The sequence below is a fragment of the Sphingobium sp. VMM genome (assembly GCF_056790315.1).
In genome coordinates, this window is record NZ_JBXGSI010000033.1 from 13582 (window position 1) to 33295 (window position 19714).

At 63.2% G+C, this 19714-nt stretch carries 20 protein-coding genes; 14 read left to right on the forward strand and 6 right to left on the reverse strand.

Annotated features, from left to right (window positions below; translation table 11 throughout):
* The first annotated feature begins 73 nt into the window (after positions 1-73).
* The 9 genes from ACUCV3_RS25925 to ACUCV3_RS25965 all read left to right on the forward strand — a co-directional run bounded on the left by ACUCV3_RS25925 (position 74) and on the right by ACUCV3_RS25965 (position 11444).
* Entirely contained in the window at positions 74-262 is a 189-nt protein-coding gene (locus tag ACUCV3_RS25925) for a hypothetical protein (RefSeq protein ID WP_232313652.1), read from the forward strand.
* The gene (locus ACUCV3_RS25930) at positions 259-2190 is read left to right on the forward strand and encodes a hypothetical protein (RefSeq protein WP_482241364.1); all 1932 of its coding nucleotides are present in this window, start codon (positions 259-261) and stop codon (positions 2188-2190) included. Before ACUCV3_RS25925 ends, ACUCV3_RS25930 begins: the two co-directional genes overlap by 4 nt.
* Entirely contained in the window at positions 2187-3281 is a 1095-nt protein-coding gene (gene traN, locus ACUCV3_RS25935; RefSeq protein ID WP_482241365.1) for a conjugal transfer protein TraN, read from the forward strand. Before ACUCV3_RS25930 ends, traN begins: the two co-directional genes overlap by 4 nt.
* A 151-nt stretch (positions 3282-3432) precedes the next feature.
* On the forward strand, positions 3433-4155 hold the full coding sequence (locus tag ACUCV3_RS25940) for a type-F conjugative transfer system pilin assembly protein TrbC (protein ID WP_482241366.1): 723 nt from the start codon (positions 3433-3435) through the stop codon (positions 4153-4155).
* Complete coding sequence (locus ACUCV3_RS25945) at positions 4127-4723, forward strand: S26 family signal peptidase (protein WP_482241367.1); 597 nt, start codon at positions 4127-4129, stop codon at positions 4721-4723. Before ACUCV3_RS25940 ends, ACUCV3_RS25945 begins: the two co-directional genes overlap by 29 nt.
* Positions 4720-5601 carry a conjugal transfer protein TraF gene (locus tag ACUCV3_RS25950; RefSeq protein WP_482241368.1) on the forward strand — a complete coding sequence of 294 codons (882 nt, stop codon included), beginning with the start codon at positions 4720-4722 and terminating at the stop codon, positions 5599-5601. The genes ACUCV3_RS25945 and ACUCV3_RS25950 overlap by 4 nt, the downstream gene beginning before the upstream one ends.
* A 32-nt stretch (positions 5602-5633) precedes the next feature.
* A complete protein-coding gene (locus ACUCV3_RS25955) occupies positions 5634-6200 on the forward strand; it encodes a thioredoxin domain-containing protein (RefSeq protein WP_482241369.1) in 567 nt (188 codons plus the stop codon).
* A gap of 46 nt (positions 6201-6246) precedes the next feature.
* The gene (locus ACUCV3_RS25960; RefSeq protein WP_482241370.1) at positions 6247-7671 is read left to right on the forward strand and encodes a conjugal transfer protein TraH; all 1425 of its coding nucleotides are present in this window, start codon (positions 6247-6249) and stop codon (positions 7669-7671) included.
* 8 nt (positions 7672-7679) lie between these two features.
* On the forward strand, positions 7680-11444 hold the full coding sequence (locus ACUCV3_RS25965; RefSeq protein WP_482241371.1) for a conjugal transfer protein TraG N-terminal domain-containing protein: 3765 nt from the start codon (positions 7680-7682) through the stop codon (positions 11442-11444).
* A gap of 2 nt (positions 11445-11446) precedes the next feature.
* On the opposite strand, the gene ACUCV3_RS25970 is transcribed toward ACUCV3_RS25965, so the two are convergent.
* On the reverse strand, positions 11447-11845 hold the full coding sequence (locus ACUCV3_RS25970) for a hypothetical protein (protein WP_482241372.1): 399 nt from the start codon (positions 11843-11845) through the stop codon (positions 11447-11449).
* Between the two features lie 191 nt (positions 11846-12036).
* Between ACUCV3_RS25970 and ACUCV3_RS25975 the strand changes: the two genes are divergently transcribed.
* From ACUCV3_RS25975 to ACUCV3_RS25990, 4 genes are all read left to right on the forward strand, one after another.
* A complete protein-coding gene (locus tag ACUCV3_RS25975) occupies positions 12037-12207 on the forward strand; it encodes a hypothetical protein (protein WP_482241373.1) in 171 nt (56 codons plus the stop codon).
* A gap of 247 nt (positions 12208-12454) precedes the next feature.
* Positions 12455-12652, forward strand: coding sequence for a hypothetical protein (locus ACUCV3_RS25980; protein WP_482241374.1), 198 nt, complete (start codon positions 12455-12457; stop codon positions 12650-12652).
* The gene (locus ACUCV3_RS25985) at positions 12652-13818 is read left to right on the forward strand and encodes a pyrophosphatase (protein WP_482241375.1); all 1167 of its coding nucleotides are present in this window, start codon (positions 12652-12654) and stop codon (positions 13816-13818) included. Before ACUCV3_RS25980 ends, ACUCV3_RS25985 begins: the two co-directional genes overlap by 1 nt.
* The gene (locus tag ACUCV3_RS25990; RefSeq protein WP_482241376.1) at positions 13818-14516 is read left to right on the forward strand and encodes a uracil-DNA glycosylase; all 699 of its coding nucleotides are present in this window, start codon (positions 13818-13820) and stop codon (positions 14514-14516) included. The genes ACUCV3_RS25985 and ACUCV3_RS25990 overlap by 1 nt, the downstream gene beginning before the upstream one ends.
* Here the strand turns inward: ACUCV3_RS25990 and ACUCV3_RS25995 are convergent.
* From ACUCV3_RS25995 to ACUCV3_RS26015, 5 genes are read right to left on the reverse strand one after another with little or no spacing between them, the layout of a single operon-like run.
* Positions 14480-15265, reverse strand: a complete 786-nt coding sequence (locus ACUCV3_RS25995; protein ID WP_482241377.1) for a hypothetical protein — start codon at positions 15263-15265, stop codon at positions 14480-14482. The two genes, ACUCV3_RS25990 and ACUCV3_RS25995, sit on opposite strands and share 37 nt — an antisense overlap.
* Positions 15237-15917, reverse strand: coding sequence for a C1 family peptidase (locus ACUCV3_RS26000; RefSeq protein WP_482241378.1), 681 nt, complete (start codon positions 15915-15917; stop codon positions 15237-15239). The genes ACUCV3_RS25995 and ACUCV3_RS26000 overlap by 29 nt, the downstream gene beginning before the upstream one ends.
* Positions 15918-15921: 4 nt before the next feature.
* Positions 15922-16893 (reverse strand): ImmA/IrrE family metallo-endopeptidase, encoded by a 972-nt coding sequence (locus tag ACUCV3_RS26005; RefSeq protein WP_482241379.1) that lies wholly within the window; start codon positions 16891-16893, stop codon positions 15922-15924.
* Positions 16894-16935: 42 nt separating this feature from the next.
* Positions 16936-17310 (reverse strand): helix-turn-helix domain-containing protein, encoded by a 375-nt coding sequence (locus ACUCV3_RS26010; protein ID WP_482241380.1) that lies wholly within the window; start codon positions 17308-17310, stop codon positions 16936-16938.
* On the reverse strand, positions 17307-17645 hold the full coding sequence (locus ACUCV3_RS26015; RefSeq protein ID WP_482241381.1) for a hypothetical protein: 339 nt from the start codon (positions 17643-17645) through the stop codon (positions 17307-17309). Before ACUCV3_RS26015 ends, ACUCV3_RS26010 begins: the two co-directional genes overlap by 4 nt.
* 406 nt (positions 17646-18051) lie before the next feature.
* Here ACUCV3_RS26015 and ACUCV3_RS26020 point away from each other — a divergent pair.
* Positions 18052-19714 (forward strand): recombinase family protein (locus ACUCV3_RS26020; RefSeq protein ID WP_482241382.1); only part of this gene is annotated, 1663 nt, incomplete at its 3' end.

The following is a 19714-nucleotide window of genomic DNA, read 5'->3' on the forward strand; positions in this document are numbered from 1 at the left end:
CATTGCGCCGGGTGTTCCTCTTGCGGTTAGACCAGCGTCGCATCCCCCCTGCGGCGCTGGTCGGGCGGTCGGCGTGGCCGTGAATACAGACGATGGACAGGCGGTGCGCCCCTCCTCGCCGTCTGTCGTCGTGGCCACGCTGACCGTTTTCGAAGGACAGGCGGTGTTCCGCGCGGAATTTACCGCGCCCGCTGGCGGGGTGCTTCTGTTCCGGCTGCGCCGCGGTTCCCGGCTGATCATACCGAGCGAGATCCGGCCATGAGGCGTCCTGCCCTCGCTCTTGTCGCAGCGCTGTGCCTGCCCATCCCTTCCTATGGGCAGACGGCGGAAGACCGGGCTCGTGCCGCCGCGGCCGCCGCGCGCGAAAAAAGCGCGGACAGCGATGCCATTCTCGAGAATTACGTGACCCCGGGTCTTGCCGGGCAGACGATCAGCACGATCGATTCCTCTAAGACGTTCACGCCCAACCTGGCCTGCCAGAAAAGCGCGACAATGCTGGAACTGCTCGCCCAGCCCAATGCGACCGGCGACATCGGCACGCTCAGCATCTCGCGCGACAGGGATCTCGACGGCAGTTTTGACGAGGCGCTGACCCTGCCCGTTCCTGCCTCGGGCATCTGCGCCAACGGGATCATCTCCTGTACGCCCGGCACCTGGGACGCCTGCCGCTTCTTCCGCTGGGATACCTCTGCCACCGGATCGCTCAAGCTCAGCGAAGTCGAACTGACCGATCTCGCCGGCTGTTACTGCGTCAACAATAGCTGCGGCAGCAATCTGGTCTGGGGCAACATGGCCTCAGTGCTGAAGGACCTTGGCGGCGGGGTCGTCGGCGCGCTCACCAGCGGCGATGCGCGGATCGGCATTGCGCAGGCATCCATCGACGGGCCGGTGATCCGCTACACCGGCGCGCAGACGACCGCCTGCGCGGCGCAGCCCCAGATCGGCGCCACGGCGTACAAGGCCAATCCGAACGCCATTGCCGGCGACGCCTATGCCGCCGCAGAGGCGAGCAGTGTCTTCCAGGCGCTGTCGGCCTCGTCGACCGGCGCCGGCACCTCCGAAGTGAGCCGTAGCTGCACGATCACCCGTCAGATCACGCAGGAGGAAATTACCGCGGACAAGATCATCGATCGGGTCTCGGGCGGCTATGCGACCTATGCCTCGAGCGCCGACAATCTGACGTTCCTCATGGGTTCGCCAGCGGACAACAGCCTTTCCGGCGGCTCCTGCTCGATCTTCGATTTCCACATGACGTTGCGGGTCAAGGAGGCCGATCGGCTCCAACAGGTGCTGCTGACCCGCTTCGGCGCTGACGACTGGGCCCAGATCCGTGTCGATGGCGAACTGGTCGGTTCGGGTCCGCAAAGCTGGACCGGGATGGGGTTGCCGCCCGGCAAATGCGAGAAGAAGGGCGCCTTCTATGTCTACCCCGGCCTTGATCTCACCTCGCGGATGACACAGGGCGATCACGACATCTGGCTGCGGGTCGCGGTCGCCGATGGCGGCGAAGCCTATGCGTCGATCGAGGCCAATGTGGACGCCGGCTGCAAGACGACCGAGCAACTCGTCGATACCTGCGGCGCCTATGCCTCGAACGATACATGCCGGCTGCAGGACGAAGTGGTGGACGGGGTCGCCACCTTCCGCAGCGGCGTCAACACCGGCCTGTCGCCCTTGCCGCAGACCCGGCTTTTCGGAACGGGCGCCTGTTCCTTCCAGATCACCCGCGACTTCTTCCTGCGTGAGCGTGGTTACCGGTGCAAAGTGGACCTGGGACAGGCGGCGCAACCGGATGTCTCGCGCGGCGCCTATATCATCGATCATTCGACCGAGACGTTGCTCGCTGACCGGGTCAAAACCGCCGACGGGAGCTATAGCCTGACGACGCGCAATTTTGCCCTGCCCGACCGCGGCAGCGTCAATGCCTGCGAGCCGATCTGCAAGACCCGCAAGGCAATGGTCAACACGGCCGCCGCGCCCGACGGCGTGACCGGCGCGAAGCAGACCAGTCCGACGGGCTGGGACTATGTCTATCACGCGTGCCAGGACAGCAATGTCTGCCCGGCCGGTGAAGGCGAGGAACTCGTGCAGGGCTGCGGCTGCCTCGACGATTTCCCCGAGGCGGCGGTGATGATGCAAACCGTGCGCCTGGGCGGCGCTGACCTCGTCTGCACGAGTAGCGTGCGATGAGCGCGCGTATATCCCTGCTCGCCGGAGCCCTGATGCTGATGGCAGGCATGCTATTGTGCCCGTCGAAAGCCGCGGCGCAGCAGTTGTGCGCGGTCGACCTCAACGGCAATGGCGATGCGGCCGATGATGGCGAGACGGCGAGCTGCCATCTGACGGCATCGGGCGGCTGGATGTGCCCGATCGGCCAGACGATGTGCGAGGCCGACGTCTCAGGCGCCCTGCACTGCCCGCTTGGCGATCAATATGGCTGCGAGGTGCCGGCCAGTGGCGGCGCGCCGGCCTGCTCGGCCAATGCCTGCATCGACACCAGCGCCAACCCGATCGTCGATGACCCGGCGGTCGATGATCCAGGTGTCGAAGCCGATGGCGCCGTCGATGCCGAGGGCAATTGCCTGGGCACGATCGAGATATTTTCCGGCCGCGCCGCACGTTGCCGTCCTGCCGGCCTCAAGACGACCTTCTCCAATTGCTGCAAGGACAAGGGCAAGATCGTAAAAGACGGCATGGGCGGCTCGATCTCGTCCATCTCGACCAAGATCGCGGTCGCCAAGGGCGTCTTCACCGGCATGAAAGCCGCCTACACAGCCTTCAAGGCAGGCGCGACCGCGAGCCAGGCAGCCAGCGCCGGCGCCAATGCGATTATCGTCGGCATCGATCCCACCTCGATCGCAATCAGCCTCGCGGTCAATTTCATGATCGAGGTGCTGCTCCAGGGCTGTGATCAACAGGATATGGAAGTGGGCATGCTGCGCGGTTCAGGCATGTGCCATGAGGTCGGCAGCTATTGCTCCTCGAAGATCTTAGGGGTCTGCGTGCAGAAGGCCCGGGGCCATTGCTGCTTCAACACCAAGCTTGGCCGGATCATACAGGAACAGGGGCGTCCGCAGCTGAAGGCCTTCAACGCCATCGGTTGGGGCACGCCGAAGAACCCCTATTGCCGGGGCTTCACGCCCGAGGAGTTCCAGGCGCTCGATTTCTCGCGGATGGACCTCTCCGAATATTATGCGGAGGTGGAAGCCCGCGCCCAATCCGAAATCCAGATCGACATGAAGGACAAGATCGATGCCTATGTGCAGACGATCAGCAACTAGGCGCGCCCTGCTTCTGGCAGAGCTCATGCTTGCGCCCCTATCGGCACCCGCTTCGGTCTGGGCCGCTGAGCAGCAGGCCGGGAGCGATCAACCGGATAACGAAAATGCCCGCGCGCGCATCCAGGATGAAGGCGCAGCTGCGCTGGAGCGGATGAAACGCGCGGCCGGCAAGGTGAAGGCCACGTCCGTCCCCTCGCCCGTTCTGCCTGCCAGGCCCGACGCCGCAGCGAAGCGCAGGGCTTTCGAGGGGCTCAAGGCACGCAGGAACGATCCGGATATGGCGAAACGCGCGCAGGCAGACATCGCCGACGCCCGCGAGCGCCTGGTAGCTGAGCGCGACGCCGCCAGTCGCCGGATTGCGCAGGCGCTCGGGCTGGAGCAGCCGGAACAGGCAGCGCTGGCCGGAGTGGTTTCGCCCGGCATGAGCAAACGCTGGGTGCCGGTCCTGTTCGTGTCCTCGTCGATGCCGATCGAGACATTGCGCACATATGCCGGGCAGCTCGAAAGTGCCGGAGGGGTCATGGCGTTTCGCGGGATGCCGGGCGGGATGCGGCAAGTGGCGCCGATGGCGAAGCTGTCTGCCGCCATCCTGCGGCGCGATCCGGGCTGCGAAGGCCCGGCCTGCGCCATGCGGGACGTGCAGCTGATCGTCGATCCGCTGGTGTTTCGGCAACATGGCGTCGCCCGGGTTCCCGCGCTGGCGATGATCCCCGGCGATCCGACGCTCCCCTATTGCCAACGCGACGAGGCGAGCCCTCGTTCGGCGCATCTGGTTCAGGGCGATGCCGCCTTGTCCGGGCTTCTCGAGGAATATGGCCGCCTCGGCGGCAGGGAGGAGGTGCGGGATGCTCTCGCTCATCTGGCACGGCGGTAAGCGCGCGTGGCGCGACCTCAAGGATCTGCCGCTGCGGGCGGCCGTAGCGCTGGGCGCGAGCGGTCTTGGACAACCGGCGCGGCCCGCCCAGCTCTTCAAGGCCTATGGGATCGTACTGCCGATCGGCCTTTTCGCTTGGGTAACGATGCCGCAGATCACCCTGGTCATGACGCCTTCGATCGATGCCTGGGTGGTGCACCGCTCTTCCGGGCCTGTGCATCGCGGCGATCTCGTCTCCTTCACGCTCGCCGATGCGATTGCCGGTCCCAGGCCCGTCGGCGTCACCAAATATGCGCTGTGCATGCCTGGCGACCGGATCGTAATGGTCGAGAAACCCGCAAGTCTCGGCCCGGGCCGCAATGGCTGGTATTATTGCAATGACCGGCTGGTGGGTGTCAGCAAGCCTGCGACGCGCAGCGGCAAAGCGCTCAGCCACTGGCAGCCGGCAAGCCCCAATATTCCGGAAGGCATGATCTTCGTCGGGTCGAGCCATCCCGACGGATATGACAGCCGTTATTATGGTCCGGTCGCCATCGATCGCCTCACCCGGATGGAGAAGCTGCTGTGAAACGGCTCGCTACGATAGCAGGCGCGGCCCTTCTCCTGGCAGGATCGGCGGCCGCGCAATCCACGGGAGCCGCGGATCGCGAAGCGCGCGGCTACTGGTGGTACCAGGCACCGCCCACGGCAGAGCAGAAGAAGCCCGACGCGCAAGCTCTGGTGAAGCCGGTAATCCCGCCTATGGCCGAACTGGCGACCTGGACACCGCCGAAGATCCGCACACTGATCGAACAGCAGCGCGACTATGCCGCGACCGTGCTCACCATCGACGCCGTCGCCGATTTCTGGCGCCTGCAGGATTTCGCGCGGCGCAAGGCCCGTGCCTTCGCCGGCGTCACCCAGCTTGCCATGCTGACCCATCCCGAGCTCAATGCGAGAGCCGCCAATCCTCTGGTCGGCGAGGCCCGCGATGCGCTCGGCGCGCAGAAGGACCAGGTGCGCCGCCAGTATCTGCGCGCGCATGCCGGAGAGTTCGCGCTGGTCATGTTCGCCCGCACCTCCTGCGGTTACTGCAAGGTGCAGTGGCCGATCGTGCAGCGTTTCCAGGACGAGATGGGCTGGCAGGTCAGCCTCATGGACCTCGACCGCAAACCCGAGCTGGGGCAACGTTTCGGGGTCGAAGTGACGCCCACCACCATGGTCATTCGCAGGAACAGTGCCCAGCGCATGGTGATCGCCGCCGGGGTCGAAACCTATCCCAACATTGCGCAGATGGCCTATCAGGCGGTCAGGTTGCTGAGCGGCGATATCCGGCCTGAGCAATGGCTGACCGGTGCCGGCGAAGAGAACGGGTTCTTCGACGCGCTGGCCAATGGGCCGGTTTCTTCGACCGATCCGCGCGTGCTGGGCGGTGATCTCATCGATGCAAGGGAGCCCAGGCCGTGAGGCGCCACGGGCGAGTTCGGCTTACGACAGCCATGGTGATCCTGCCCTGGCTGGCGGTGCCCGTGATCGGCGATGCCCAGCAGATAAGCCGGGAAGCGGCGATGCGGGCCGCAGTCCATCCGGTATCGACGCCCGCCGACCTGCGCCTGTGGCTTTCCCGTGTACCGGTCACCCGTGACTTTCCCCCTGACTTCCAGACCATGCTGCGTAGCCAGGCATCGCTTTACGTGATCGAGATCAGCACCGCGCCGGACTGCCTGCCCTGCGGCGATCTCTGGACAAAACTTCAGGCATTCCGCGCGCAGTACGGCTGGCAGGTTCGGACCATCGGCGCACAGGAGGCGATGCTCCGTTCGGGTCGGCTCGGTCTCCCGTGGGTCGGGAACCCTGTTGCCTGGGTGCGACCCGTTACCGACCCGAACCGCATGGTGCCCATTGCGATCGGCACCAATCACGAAGCCAATATCGCGCGCAATGCCTGGCTTGCCGCCCGGATGCTCAACGGCGCCCGGGCTGCTGTCGGTGTGCGCGCCATGTCGAAATTCACCGGGATCGTCGGCGTGAGGGCGCCGGCCTCCTCCAGCCCGAAGGGACGCTGATCATGGCGGGGCGGCGTCACCCTTCCTCCTCACCAGGAAGCCTGCCATGGGACATCATGTTCGTCGTTCGACCCTTGCCTTTTGCCTGATCGCCGCCTCGTGTGGCCAGGCCGTTCCAGCGCATGCGCAAAGCTGGGCCGAGAGCTGGTTCGACAATGTTACCTACACCTCGCCGGGCAGCTTCGAGGACCAGACCCGCGGCTATGTGACCGCGGGCGGAATGTCCGGCCGGGTCGATGTCCATGACGATTATCTGATGAGCCTGACCCTGCCCAAGGTGAAGGCCGGCTGCGGCGGCATCGACATGTTTCTGGGCGGCATGTCGTTTCTCGACCCCGACTATCTGGTGCAGAAGCTGGAGACGATCCTCCAGGCCGCGCCGGCGGTCGCCTTCCAGTATCTTCTTGAAACGCTGGACGAGAAGATGGGAAATATCCTCTCGAAGATGGAGGCGGCGACCAATTTCCTGAACTCGATCCAGGTGAACGACTGCCGGCTCGCCAACCGCATGGTCCAGATCGCCAAGGGCGACGACAACATGTCCGGCATCGTCGAGGAGATGACCGGCTACAAGTCGATCCGCGAAGGCTATGCCAATAGCTGGCAGCAGAGCCGCGAGAAGATCCAGGCCAACAAGGGCAATCCAACCGAGGACCTGAAGGACGCGCTCGCCAATTGCCCGGCGGAGGTCACGGACATTTTCAAGACCGGCTCGCTGCTCGCGCATGCCGCGGCGCGGGTCGGCGCATCCGACTGGGCCGGCGTGATGCGTGCCCGGGTGGGTGACGTCTACATGCGCTGGGATGCGAACGACAAGGTGCCGATCTTCTCGGCCATTCCCGCCTGCCCGCGCCAGGATACCGAGAGCGCCGACGATTTCCTGACCGGCCGCGTCCCGACCCGTGCGCTCAACATCCCCGCGACCGCCGCGGATTGCTCGGTAAACGGCGCCGGACGCGGGGCGTTGGTGCTGGCGCGGGAAAGGATGGAGACGGTCGCGGCCAAGATCCGGACGCGGTCAGCACTGACCACTGAAGAAAAGCAGTTCGTCGCCAATGTGCGGACCCTGCCGGTCTATCGTCTTCTGGAATGGGGTGTGCGGCAGGGCCTGACCGACAGCGTGATCGCCGATACTGACGAACTGGTCGCGCTCACCCTTGCCTATCAGATGCTCAACGACCTCACCCGGTCGATCGACTTCGCGCTGCAGAATGCGGAGCGCGGTGCGACCACCGCGGGTGCCGCTGATGCCGAGAACACCAACATCTGCCAGACCCGCATCCTGACCAAGGGCATCGAGCAATTGCGCGAGTTGCGCGACGAGGTTCTGCGTCAGCGTGCGCAGATGCGCCAGTCCTACATGGCGGCGATGAGCCAGGCGAACCTGTCGGCGAGCTATGCCGGCGTCGTGCGCCAGCGCGACCGGGATGCCCGCGACGCCGCGGGCGCCAATGCCAATCGCAACCGGTGAGGATCGTCATGCGCCGCTTCATCCGCCTCCTAGTCGCTCTCCTGGGCTTTCTGGGCGCCACGCCTGCGCTGGCGATCGATGCCAGCTATCATACCTGGGACGGTTTTGCCGAAACGGTCGATGCCTTCCACCTCGTCGCCATGATCTTCAGCGATCCGCGCTATGAGACGCTGGTCGTGATCATCGCGGTGGCCGGCATCGCCATGGGTGCGGTGCTGGCAAGCATCAAGGGTTCCGGCATGGGCCTTGTCGCCTTCGGCTTCCAGATGCTGATCGGCATTGGCCTGTTCGTGGGGATGATTGCCACGACCGGCACGGTCCACATCTATGACCGGGTGCGCAACGCCTACCAGCCGGTCGGCGATGTGCCCAATCTCATCGTGTTGGTCGCGGGCGTGACCAACCTCATGGAGCGCGCGCTTGCCGAGACGTTCGACGACAACACCACCGATCCGGACGCGAAGCTGGAGTTCGGTGCCGGCGGTCATGCCTTCGATCTGTTCCTGAACGCGGTCAGTCCGCGCAGTCCGATCGTCGACACGTTCCTTGATGCGACAGTGAAAGACTATGTGCGGCAATGCTATCCGGTGGCGCGTGTTTCGCCCGCCTATGGCGTCGATGACGATCAGCTCTTCCGGACCTCGACCGACCTTCCCGCCTCGTTCGCGGCGATGGCCGGCCCGGCGACATTTTCGACGGTCTATACCGCAAGTGACAAGGCCGGGACGACGATGAGCTGCGATGCGGCCTGGGGTTATATTGCGGATCGGCTAGCTGACAGCACGTTGTTCGACGCCTATAGCGACCAGGTCTGTGCCCGTACCGGCTTCGACGTGACCCAGGCGACCCAGCGTGACCGCTGTCGCCAGCAGATCGACGCGCTCGGCGACATGATGCTGGGGCAATCGATGAGCCGGCAGAAGTTCCTGACAAACGTCCTGCTGGGGCAGACCGTCGGCGACGTCCTGTTCGAGGATTCCCCGGCGGCGACCGCGCGGGTGATGGCGAACCGGGCGATCGAATCCAACGGCCTGGCGACGCTCTCAACCGCCAATGAATGGATGCCGACCATTCGAGCCTCGGTCTTTGCGATCATGCTCATGATGATGCCGATTGCGCTGCTCTTCATCCTGACGCCGATCAACCTCAGGGTCGCGAGCTTCGCATTGGGGCTGTTCGTGTTCGTGGCGCTATGGGGCGTCATCGACGCGGGTATCTATCAACTGACCCTGGCGCGCGCGATGGACGTGCTGGCGGAATTGCGCGCCACCAATGTCGCGGCCGACAGCTGGATCCTCGCGCCATCGGCGGCGATGAAGGCGCTCGCGATCTTCGGCTCGTTCCGGACCGCGGCGGCGGGCCTTGCCGGCGCCTTCGTCTTCACTGTGTTCCGCTTCTCCGGCAATATGTTCACTGCCTTCACCTCGGGCATGCTCGGCGTGCAGGGTCAGGGCAGCATGGCGGCGGCGACGGTGGGCACCAGCGAGGGCTATGCCTCCGCGCTCGAAGCGCAGGCTTCTGCCGGCGGTACCCAGGCGCGGCGTTCGGCTTCGTCAGGATTCGGTGACTTTGGCGAACGCAGCAGCTTTGGCCTCGACCGGGCGTTTGGGGCCGCCGGAACCGTCATGGGCGAGCACGGCGGCGGCGCGGCGGGGACTGCGGCATTCGGCTTGGGGCGGACCGATGCCGCGCGGGAACTGGGCGGGCTGTCCCCTGCGCTTGTCGGACGGGATCTGAGCGATCCTGCCACCGCGCGCGCGATCCGCAGCAACGCCGCAACGACAGCGATCCATGGTTTTGCGCAGGGCGACGCGCTGCGTAAACTCGGCACGAGCTACTTCGGGGAAGGGCAATCCGGAGAGCGGGCCTTTGCCGCTTTTGCGCAGAACATGGTGCAGTGGAAGGCGTTCGGCGACCAACGTGCCTATGACATGATGCAATCGGGTGCCCAGCGGCATTTCGAGCGCAGCGGCTATGACGCAAAAGATGCCGCGCTTAAGGCGTCTACCGTGATCGGGCAGGCAAGCGCCGATCCGACCTTCGCGAAGCTGACAGCCAATGCCTTCGATCAGGAGCAGATGCTGCGCAACGACCTGACTGCGGCGCAGACGCAGGTCGGCGCGATGGAAGGGCGGCGCGACTATGCCGGCGACAGGGTCGCAGCGGTCGAGCGCGGCAATGTCGCGACCGAGCAGGCGCATCGGACCGGGGGGAATCAGGGGCAGCGGCAGGCGGCCGCGATGCTCGGGCTTTCCGTCACCGAAACAAGTCGGCGCATCGGATTCATCAATGCGTTGTCCGGTGAGGCGCGATCGACGGCGATCAGCCAGCTGTCGCGTTCGACCGGGCGGAGCGAAGCGCAGGTTCTGCACGCGCTGGAGAACTACAATGCGGCAGTGCAGGTTGGCACGGCGGATGGTGCGACGACCGAGGCCGCGCGCGAGGGCACGAGTGTCTATGGCCGCACGCGTGAGGCGGCGGGCTACGATTTTGCAGAACGCTCGGGCAAGCTCGATGCCCAGCGGGAGATCGGTCCCGACGGCGTGCGCAGCAATGCGCAGATCGGCGAACAGCGGCGACAGGCCGACAATGCCGGCTTTGCCGAAGGCGCGGCGGCGGCGGGCGTATCGGTTCGTGAGGCCGCGCGGCTCGATTCCTTTATCCGCGCGCTCGCCGGCACGGCCGGCAACCAGGTCGATATGGCCGAAGGCGGCGCGGAAGGGATCGCCGACCGCGCCCGCAACGAGCGGCTGACCGGAATCGTCGACAAGGAGCGTCTCACCCGTACGCAGGCGCTTCTGCGCGCGCATGGCGTTGAGATGTCCAAGCGACAGATCGCGATGAGCCAGAATGGCGATGTCAGCCTCAACCTGACACCGGAGCTTGCGGCGCAGATGTGGCGCGGCGGCCTCATCAACGAGGGCCAGCTCGGTGCAATCGCCAATGGCGGGCACGCGCGGCTCAGCTTTGCGCACAATGATCTGCTCGTTTCCAGCAGCACCGGGTTCAGCCAGTCGGCGCGCAACGACACCAGCACGCGGTTCGAAGCCGGCAAGCAGGCAGGCCCGGATACGATCGAGCATTTTCTTGGCAGTGGCAAGGAAGGTGAGGCCGCCATGGCAAGCTGGCTGCGCGGCGGGTTCGAAATGGATCGGCGCGGCAACTGGCGGCTCAAGCCGCAGGTTGCCGATACGCTGGAGCGCGATGTCACGGCGATCATGGTGCAGACCGGATGGCAGCGGTCGCTTTCACGGTCGGCGGAGCACTCAACCGCGGACAGTCAGAGCATCTCCGGCGATCTCACGGCTTCAGCATCGCGCGGCGTTGGCTCCGGCAGCAAGGGCAGCGACGAAAAAGATGGCGATGGCGCCAAGAGCGGTGTTGCCAAGAGCAGTGCCACAGGTTCGTTGACCGGCAAGTTGAGCGCCGACATTTCCGATCGCGGTATTGCGGCCGTCTCTGCGCGCTCTTCAGTCGACATTGTAAACTATGATGTTCGGGAGGCCATCGCATCCGCAGAGAAAGCCGCAGCTCGTTCCGGCCGTCCCGAAGAGACTTTTGCCCAGGAACTCAGCGAGAAGGTGCTTGGAAACGATGGTCTGCGAAACCGGTATTTAAGACAGGCGGATGCTGGCCGTGGCACAGTCGATGTCACGGGTCCGGTCATGTCAATAGAGCAGTCGTCGATCCTGAGTTCCGGACGGCTGTTTCTCGATCGCGACAATGGAATGGAAGACGGCGATCCGAGCTTTAAAGAGCGGCGGGATCCATGATGTCAGTCCTGGATCACGCCGATATGGCGAAAGTGGATATCGCCCGATCGAGGGTCGGATGGATCGGTATAGGGATCGATCCCCGTTCTTTGCGAAGGCGGTCCCGGCGTTATCACCCATTCCCCGCATGCGACCTTCGCCTTGAGGAAGCCATATCCCAGCACTGCGATGACAGTGATCGGATTGAACACGAAGATCAGCAGCACCATCGTGTTGGCAAGAGGGATGTTCAGCTGATCGTAGGGGACAGTGATCATGAATTCGAGGCCGAGCCAGTAGAGCAGCGTCAGGGCCAGGTAGAGCTTGGCATACCAGGGACGCCAAAACCAATCCGCAGCACGCGGAGACGGTGCTTGCGGGGCTGCCCCGTCCATCTGATCAGGTTCGTTAACTTCCTGCATGAGCAGAGCCTTTCCGGAAAGAAGATTAGCACGGATCACGATGGGGCAAAACCTCCAGCTGCTATTGTCCGCTCCGACGAAGCAGCCCGCTCATGTGATTTCCCCCTCCCCGCTTTTCTTCCTCCTCTCCTGGCCACTCAGTTCCCCGTGTCCATTCCGGCCCATTTCGCGCACGGACAGGATGCGCGGCAATGAAAAAGAAAGCGCGCCGGCCTGCCGACAGACCGAATATCTCTCCTGAGGCGGATGCCGCGATCATCCGGTTGGCCCGCCTTCTCGGGCGTCAGATGGCCCGCGAACTGCATGAAGAGCGCATCGCGAAAGAGACCGAAGCTCCGGAAGAGCCCATTAAACACCGTTGATCTCACCGGGGCGGGCTGACCCAGCGGCCGTTAAATTATGGGTCAGCACAGCCGACGACGCTTGCCAGCGCCGGTTGGAGCGGATTTCCGTTTTCCAGGCCCCATGGGGCACTGCTTAACGTCTTATTTCCATTGGCCGAATAGATTGCTGGCAGCAGCTTAGCAATGCTGATGGGGCGCTGAACTCGAACGGCCAAAATTTGCAAATTCACTTCCATATTTCATGAAAATATGATTACATGGTTTCATGAAATATGGTAACGCGGATGGAAAGGGGGATGATGAGCATCTTCAAATCCAAGTTCCGGCCATCACAAAGCGCGACCTTGGGCAACGCGCGCTCGACAGCCGCGAGCCGATCCGCATGGTCGTGCTCCGCGCGCTCAAAGCTTATGGCGTGACGGTCCCCGGCGATGCCATCACCGACCGGCGGAAGCGCGGCTGATGTCGATCGATGACGAAGCGCTCACGATCGAAGAATATTCGCGGCAAGCTGCGCGGACCGATCAGCGCAAGGGGCCAGGTACGGCCGGTTTCACGATGCTCGGCCTCTTCGGTGAAACCGGGAGCCTGCTTACCGAGGCGAAGAAGAAGCAACGCGATGCCGCCTCGTATCTTGGCTATGCAGAGGCGGTCGCGGAGGAGATTGGCGATGTCCTCTGGTATTTGGCAGCGGTGTCGCGCCGCTACCGACTTGCATTAAGCGATATCGCCACAGCAGCGCTCGCGCCCGGAGGCACCCACAAGGCCGGCGGTAACGGTGCGCTGACCCTTCACGCACTACAGCCCGCCCACATGCCGATCGCCAAGGCGCCAACGGCAGAGTTCGAGCATAGCCTCCTCGCGCTCGCCGGCGACGTTGGAACGCTCATCAGGGTGGGTGCCAGCGAGCCTGGTCGCCAGGTCATGGCTGACCTGTTAGTCACCGTCATGCGCCGGCTGATCCAAGCCGCGACCGAGTCCGGCGTTCCGCTTGAAATCGCTGCGCTCAAGAATCTCCAAAAGATCTTCGATCGCTGGCCACGCGAACGTCTCTATCCGCCGCCGCTCGATGAGGGCTGCGACCCGGAAGAACAACTCCCGCGTAAAATGCAAATCGACATTTACGAGCGGACCGTGCGCGGCCAAGCTTATGTGTTTCAGCGGTCAAGCGGGGTCTATGTGGGCGATCGACTTACCGACAATGCGATCGAGCCTGACGATTATCGGTTCCACGACGTCTTCCACTATGCCTATGTCGCGGTGCTGGGATGGTCCCCAGTGATCCGGGCGCTGCTGCGGCTAAAGCGCAAGAGCGATCCCAAGCTCGACGAGGTCGAAGACGGCGCCCGCGCGGTTCTCATCGAAGAAGGCGTAACATCGTGGCTTTTCGGCAAGGCTCAACAGCTTCAATTCTTCGAAGGTGTGAAGCCCGGCGGACTTCCGCTGGACATGTTGAAGCATGTTCGCCAATTCGTCGCCGGCTACGAGGCCGAGCACTGCCCGCTGTGGCTCTGGGAAGAGGCAATTCTCCAGGGTTATGCGGCGTTTCGCTTCCTGCAGAAGAACCGCCGCGCGCGAATCGGCATCGATTTCGCGCGCCGCCGCCTAACCATCAAGGAGTTGCCGTGATGACCCCCAAAAGCTTCGTCTCGGCACTGGCGGCGGCGGATCTTCCCTCAGTGTTCAATCCATGGCGTGATCGCTGCGCCATTCACGACCGCCGCGACGCCGCTGCCCGGCGGCGCGCCAATCTTGAGCGCGTGCTCGTTGCGGCGCTAGATGCGCGGGTCGAGACCATCTGGATTGCTCGTGACCTCGGCTATCGCGGCGGTCGTCGCACCGGCGTGCCGCTGACTGATGAAATCCATCTGAACCATGCGGCGGCGCTCATGGGCGGCATCGCGCTGGAGCGCGCTACCCAAGGTCCTGCGATTGCCGAGCGCACTGCTGCTATCGTCTGGCAGGTGCTTGGCCGCATCGGCCAACCTGTCATGTTGTGGAACGTCTTTCCGTTTCATCCACATGAGGAAGGCGATCCCATGTCCAATCGCTGCCATACACGCGCCGAACGCGAGGCGACCTGGCCGCTCTTGCAGGCTCTGGTGTCCATGGTGCATCCAAAGCGCATCGTCGCCATCGGACGCGATGCGCATCTGGCGCTTGACAGGCTGGATATCCCAACCACTGCAATCCGTCACCCAAGCTATGGCGGGCAGCGCGAGTTCATCGACGGCATGTTCGACCTTTATGGCATCAACGAGCGGGAACCGGCCTCACCCGAACTGCCGCTCTACGGGGCGGTTGCCAGAAGTTGCGCGCTCGCCTGATCGCACGCGCTCAGCATCGGCAGGATCGCGCTGCGGTTCCACTTATCGGTGTCGATCTTGGCATGGGTCGAGACGATGGTCAGCGAGCCCCTAGAGATCTTCGCCTCCGTCGCTACGAAATCGAGCAGGCGGCCGAGGCCAATGAGATTGCCGAGCAGCTTCTCGATATAATAATGGTTGCGGTACATAGCGGTGAGGCCAAGCCTACGGTCTGCGCCCTCGCCGATGAGCTTGAAGCTCGCAAAACTCAGGCATTGCCCGCCATATGGCGAATCATCGACATCGCGTAGCGGATCGAAAACGCTCAGTTCGAACTTGTTGAGCGCCCGGACATTAGGGTTCTTCAATCGACCGATAATTTCTTCGAGCTGATTCAATGGCTCGCCCTGTGCCTGCGGCAACAGCATCATCCGCTCGAAATAATAGCCAGACCAGGTAGGCTTTTTGCCCCGTACCTTGGGCAGCACATTGTGCCTAAACCGATCGAAGAATTTGGGGAAGCCGTAGCGCCGATAGAGCCCGGCCGGGAAGATAGTATTGGCAACCGTCTCGATGCGCTTAGCATTGTACGTCTGATGAAAGGCGTCCACCGCGGCAACTGCCGGATCAGCAAGGCTCGCGCGCGACAACGGATCGGCGACGTCGATGATCACATTGTAAGCATGATGCTGTGGCTGCTGGTCGACAAGGCGAATCGCTTCGCGCCACGCCGAGACGCAGTCAGGCTGCGGCGGCACTGGAAGATACATCGACATCCCCCGTCAGGATTGCCGTCGCGAAGAGGCGCGGCTTCAGGAATTTCTCGGTGAGCCAGGCATGGCCATCGATGCCCCAGCTATCCCCCCAGCTATTGCGGACGAGCAGAGCGGTCTGGCCACCGGTCGTGCCGTGGCCGACCGCTACGATGGCATGTCTGAGATCATCGTCCGGCATCTCGTCGTTGGCCGGATCGATCACTCCCTGAGAGCCCGGCATGTAAAATGACCGTGATAGTTTCGTGAGCAGCATCACCGGTCGCTGCTGATCAAGCGCGGCAAGTATGCTGGGGAGGTCAAGGGCGGCAGCGCCACCATCGCGGCCAAAGCATTGGCCAACTGTCGCCGGCGGCCCCCATGCAGCAATATCGTCTGGCACTTTATCGAGATAGGCCCAGCCAGCTTCGGCCGGCTGACCGTCGATCTGCAGTGTTTCGAGCATCGCCGACAAGGTCGCGCCGCTCTGATGCGGCCGTTTGGCGCGACGTTGCGCGTGATAATAAGCGAACTCGCAGGAAAGCGGCGTCCAGCCGTTGCGCAAGGCGGCGTGCGCGTCGCTCGCTGCAAAGGCGAGGCAGGTCGGCCGCGCTCCTTGATCGCGGACAGGGCCGAGCATCGGCCGAAGATCAGTCACGATATCGATCATGGGGTCAGGCGGCCTCGAGCAGATGGCGCCGCTCGGCGCGTGACAGGCCTTCCTGTTCCGGGCCGGTGAGGTCGAACTCGATGGTCAGGCTCGCATGGGTCATGGTCGGCTGCCAAGGGCGCCGCTCGCTCAGCGACATGCGGCCGCGTTGGGCTTCCTCGGGCGCGGCGGTGACGCGGCGGACGGTCGGGCCACCGATTGCATCGGCCTCGAATGCTTCCCTTTCGTCACGCACGACCGCGAATCCGCTGGCGATTAGCTGGTCGAGATCCCAGAGGTAACCGCCGCCGCTGTTTTCCTGCAGCCGCAGCACAAACAGGTCATTGCGGCTGCCGTCCAGCCGCGTGCCCTCGTCCCGCTCGGTCAGCAGCCAAACATCGCCGCGATAATTTTCGGGGCGATAATCCTTGAGGAGATCGACCTTGAGGCTACGCGGCTGGGTATCGAGCAGTTCGCGCATGATTGCGGTCGTGATGATGCCATAGCGGACGAGCGTGCGGCACGTCGCTTCATAGCTCGCGCCGACGCGCAGTGAGAGCTGGTAGGCGATATTAGGACGCCGAAGGTCACTCGCCTGCCAACCCTGACGGGCGCAGTGCAGGCCGATCAACCATTTGGGCATCATGAAAGCAACTGCGAATGCGTCGGCTTCGGTTTCTTCGAAGGCCTGGCCCGGTTCCGGGCTCATCGGCATGCGACGAAGAATGCTTTCATCGTCAAGGCTGGGTTCGTGCTTCATCGAGAAGTGGCCGAGTTCGTGTGCTGCAGTGAAGCGCTGGATGCTCATCGGCCGCTCGGTCGTTACTAGAACCCCCGGTATCGGCGCGCTCAGATAAGCGCCGAGAAGCCCCTTGAGCGGACGGAGCAAGAGCGGCAGGCCGAGCGCATGGATCGCCCCGAACACATCAATATTACCTCCCTGGCTCTCGATAAGGGCCTGAGTACCGAGATGGCGATGCAGGCGCCCCGCCGCCATGGTCCCCGCGCGCACCGCGCCGTCATAGTCCCGAGCCATGGATCAGACTTGTCCCCCACTTGACCGCGCGCGCAGATATTCAGCAAAGCGACTGAGTTCAGCGCGGTCGTCGGTCGAGAGATCGGCAACGCGGCGCGCGAGATGCGCCACGTCCGCCGGCAAGCTTGCCGAAGCTTCGTCCTCGCCCGTGAAATAGCCAACTGACTGGCGATAGAGCTTGGCGAGACGTGTGAGTTCAATTGCCTCGACCCGTCGCTGACCGCTTTCGATGTCGGTAAGGGCGGTGCGCGGAATCTTAAGATAGGTCGCAACCTCATCCTGCTTGAGCCCAAGATATTTGCGTGCCTCTCGCAGCCGGTCACCCAGTTGCTTGCGCTCCAGCTCGTCATTCTCCTGCCGGATAGCCATACCATTCATGGCTTGGATCCTTTTTTCTTCACCCAGACTTTCTCGATACGAGGGACAAGATGATCGAGCGCTTCCTCCACCGAAGCGTAACCACCGGTCTGGACAATATTATCGCGCAGTTCGATCCCGATGACCGTCTCGATAACGCAGAGCGTGTCTACGACCGAAAGTGAGTCGAGCGCGATCGGCGCCTTCATTGCGCCACCCTGATCTTTTGGTAGCGCAATGCCGCGAAGCTGCGCTTCGACACGTGCGACTTCGAGCAATTCATCGACGAGCGCCTTGATCACATCCGCCTTGGGAAAGGCGGGAGCGGTTGGCGCGGGAGGAGCAACAGTTGCCATTCAAGCCTCGCACGATTCGACTACATCCGCTGAAAGTAATGTCGGAATTTCCGACATGCAAGACTTGATCGTTGCGCGTGGTGCGTGGACCAGCGCTGGCGTTTGAAATCTCTGTCATTGACGTCCGACTCGGCGACCATGGTTCCGACGATGTCGCCTCGGTGAAATCGCTGCGATGGCCGCCAGTCTGCACCACCACACGGCCGCCACATTGTGTGTGTCGCTGGCAGTGCAGGAGGGTTTCTATAGCCCGTGTCGTTTTCACCGCCAGCACGTTAGCGGCGTCGTGATGATGGAAGCCGTACTACAAGAGGGCGACATTTTAAGCAGAGATCGTATTCAAACAGTGCCTCGTTTGGCCTGAGGAATAGATCATGTTACGTTTTCTCCGATCCAGGAGACAGAAATGACCCGCGCAGCGCTTTACGCCCGCTATTCCGATGACAAGCAGAGCCCAGCTTCCATTGAGGACCAGTTTTTGGTCTGCCGCGAACAGGCTGCGCGCGAAGGCTGGCGCATCGTCGGTAGTTACAAGGATGCAGCAATCTCGGGTGCGAGCGTCATCCTGCGACCCGGCATTCAGGCGCTGCTCCAGGACGCCCAGATGGGCCGCTTCGATGTCCTGCTCGCTGAAGCGCTTGATCGTGTGTCGCGCGACCAGGCCGATGTCGCGACATTGTACAAGAACCTTCAGTTTGCGGGCGTGAAGATTGTGACCCTGGCCGAGGGCGAGGTTTCGGAACTGCATGTCGGCCTGAAGGGCACGATGAACGCCCTCTTCCTCAAGGATCTTGCCAAGAAGACCCACCGTGGTCTTCGTGGTCGCGTGGAAAAGGGCAAGTCGGGTGGTGGCCTTTGTTACGGTTATGACGTCGTGCGCCGTTTCTCCAGTGAGGGCGAAGCCGTTCATGGCGAGCGCACCATCAACGACGCTGAAGCGGAAGTTGTACGTCAGGTTTTCCGGCAGTTCGCCAATGGTCTCAGTCCGCACGCGATTGCCTGCCGCCTCAATGAAGCGGGGATAGCCGCTCCGACCGGCAAGCTCTGGACATCGACCACGATCCGGGGTCACGCAAAGCGTGGCACAGGCTTGATCAACAATGAACTCTATATCGGCAAGCTGGTCTGGAACCGCCTTCGCTATCTGAAGAACCCCCAGACCGGCAAGCGCGTGTCCCGTATCAATCCGCAGTCCGAGTGGATCGTTACCGACGTGCCTCATCTGCGGATCCTGGATGACGAACTCTGGCAGGCTGTAAAAGCCCGACAGGAAGATATTGCGATCCAATATGCCGGCGTCATCGAGGCGACGCGCTCGGCCCACAATGCGATGAACCGGACCCATCGCCCAAAGAGCCTGCTGTCCGGCCTCGTCTACTGCGGCTGCTGCGGTGGGTCTTATACCCTTCGCGGGCAGGGGCGGTTTGCCTGTTCGAACCACATAGACACGAGAAGCTGTTCCAATGGGCATAGCATTGCGCGCGACAAGCTGGAGGCGCGCGTTCTCGACGGTCTTCGTGACCGGTTGATGAGTCCCGAAGTAGCGGCCGAAGCCATTCGGACCTGCGTCGAAGAAACCAATCGCATCAATCGCCAGCGTCGCGCGACAGACACCGCCGATCGGGCTGAGCTCGACAAGGTCCTCAAAGCTATCAAGGGACTGGTGACGCTCGCGACGGAAGGCAAGGGAACCCGTTCGCTTGTTGATCAACTGCTCGAACTCGAGGCGCAGGAAGACGCCATTCGCGCCCGGCTCGCTGCGGCTCCGGCCGATGTACCGGACATCCATCCGAATATCTCGGAGATATATCGCCGCAAGGTGGAGCGCTTTGCGGAAGCGCTGGCGCATCCACAGGAGCGGCAGGAGGCGGCCGACGCGCTGCGCACGCTTATCGAGCGCGTCGTTCTGACACCCGGCGCCAAACGGGGCGAAGTCAACGCCATGCTGCACGGCGAGTTTGGGACTATCCTGGAATGGCTGGAACGGCGCAATTGCGCCAATGCCGACAGCCCCTCCGATGCTTTCGCATCAGGGGGCCCCGGTATGTCGGTTTCTGTGGTTGCGGGAG

Bases quoted from the DNA above. Each gene is read 5' to 3' on its own strand.
- ACUCV3_RS25965 (WP_482241371.1), top strand. From the start codon at position 7,680: ATGCGCCGCTTCATCCGCCTCCTAGTCGCTCTCCTGGGCTTTCTGGGC.
- ACUCV3_RS25970 (WP_482241372.1), bottom strand. From the start codon at position 11,845: ATGCAGGAAGTTAACGAACCTGATCAGATGGACGGGGCAGCCCCGCAA.
- ACUCV3_RS25995 (WP_482241377.1), bottom strand. From the start codon at position 15,265: ATGTATCTTCCAGTGCCGCCGCAGCCTGACTGCGTCTCGGCGTGGCGC.
- ACUCV3_RS25980 (WP_482241374.1), top strand. From the start codon at position 12,455: ATGAAATATGGTAACGCGGATGGAAAGGGGGATGATGAGCATCTTCAA.
- ACUCV3_RS25985 (WP_482241375.1), top strand. From the start codon at position 12,652: ATGTCGATCGATGACGAAGCGCTCACGATCGAAGAATATTCGCGGCAA.
- ACUCV3_RS26010 (WP_482241380.1), bottom strand. From the start codon at position 17,310: ATGAATGGTATGGCTATCCGGCAGGAGAATGACGAGCTGGAGCGCAAG.
- ACUCV3_RS26000 (WP_482241378.1), bottom strand. From the start codon at position 15,917: ATGATCGATATCGTGACTGATCTTCGGCCGATGCTCGGCCCTGTCCGC.
- ACUCV3_RS25945 (WP_482241367.1), top strand. From the start codon at position 4,127: ATGCTCTCGCTCATCTGGCACGGCGGTAAGCGCGCGTGGCGCGACCTC.
- ACUCV3_RS25955 (WP_482241369.1), top strand. From the start codon at position 5,634: ATGGTGATCCTGCCCTGGCTGGCGGTGCCCGTGATCGGCGATGCCCAG.
- ACUCV3_RS26005 (WP_482241379.1), bottom strand. From the start codon at position 16,893: ATGGCGGCGGGGCGCCTGCATCGCCATCTCGGTACTCAGGCCCTTATC.
- ACUCV3_RS25940 (WP_482241366.1), top strand. From the start codon at position 3,433: ATGAAACGCGCGGCCGGCAAGGTGAAGGCCACGTCCGTCCCCTCGCCC.
- ACUCV3_RS26015 (WP_482241381.1), bottom strand. From the start codon at position 17,645: ATGGCAACTGTTGCTCCTCCCGCGCCAACCGCTCCCGCCTTTCCCAAG.
- ACUCV3_RS25930 (WP_482241364.1), top strand. From the start codon at position 259: ATGAGGCGTCCTGCCCTCGCTCTTGTCGCAGCGCTGTGCCTGCCCATC.
- traN (WP_482241365.1), top strand. From the start codon at position 2,187: ATGAGCGCGCGTATATCCCTGCTCGCCGGAGCCCTGATGCTGATGGCA.
- ACUCV3_RS25960 (WP_482241370.1), top strand. From the start codon at position 6,247: ATGGGACATCATGTTCGTCGTTCGACCCTTGCCTTTTGCCTGATCGCC.
- ACUCV3_RS25990 (WP_482241376.1), top strand. From the start codon at position 13,818: ATGACCCCCAAAAGCTTCGTCTCGGCACTGGCGGCGGCGGATCTTCCC.
- ACUCV3_RS25975 (WP_482241373.1), top strand. From the start codon at position 12,037: ATGAAAAAGAAAGCGCGCCGGCCTGCCGACAGACCGAATATCTCTCCT.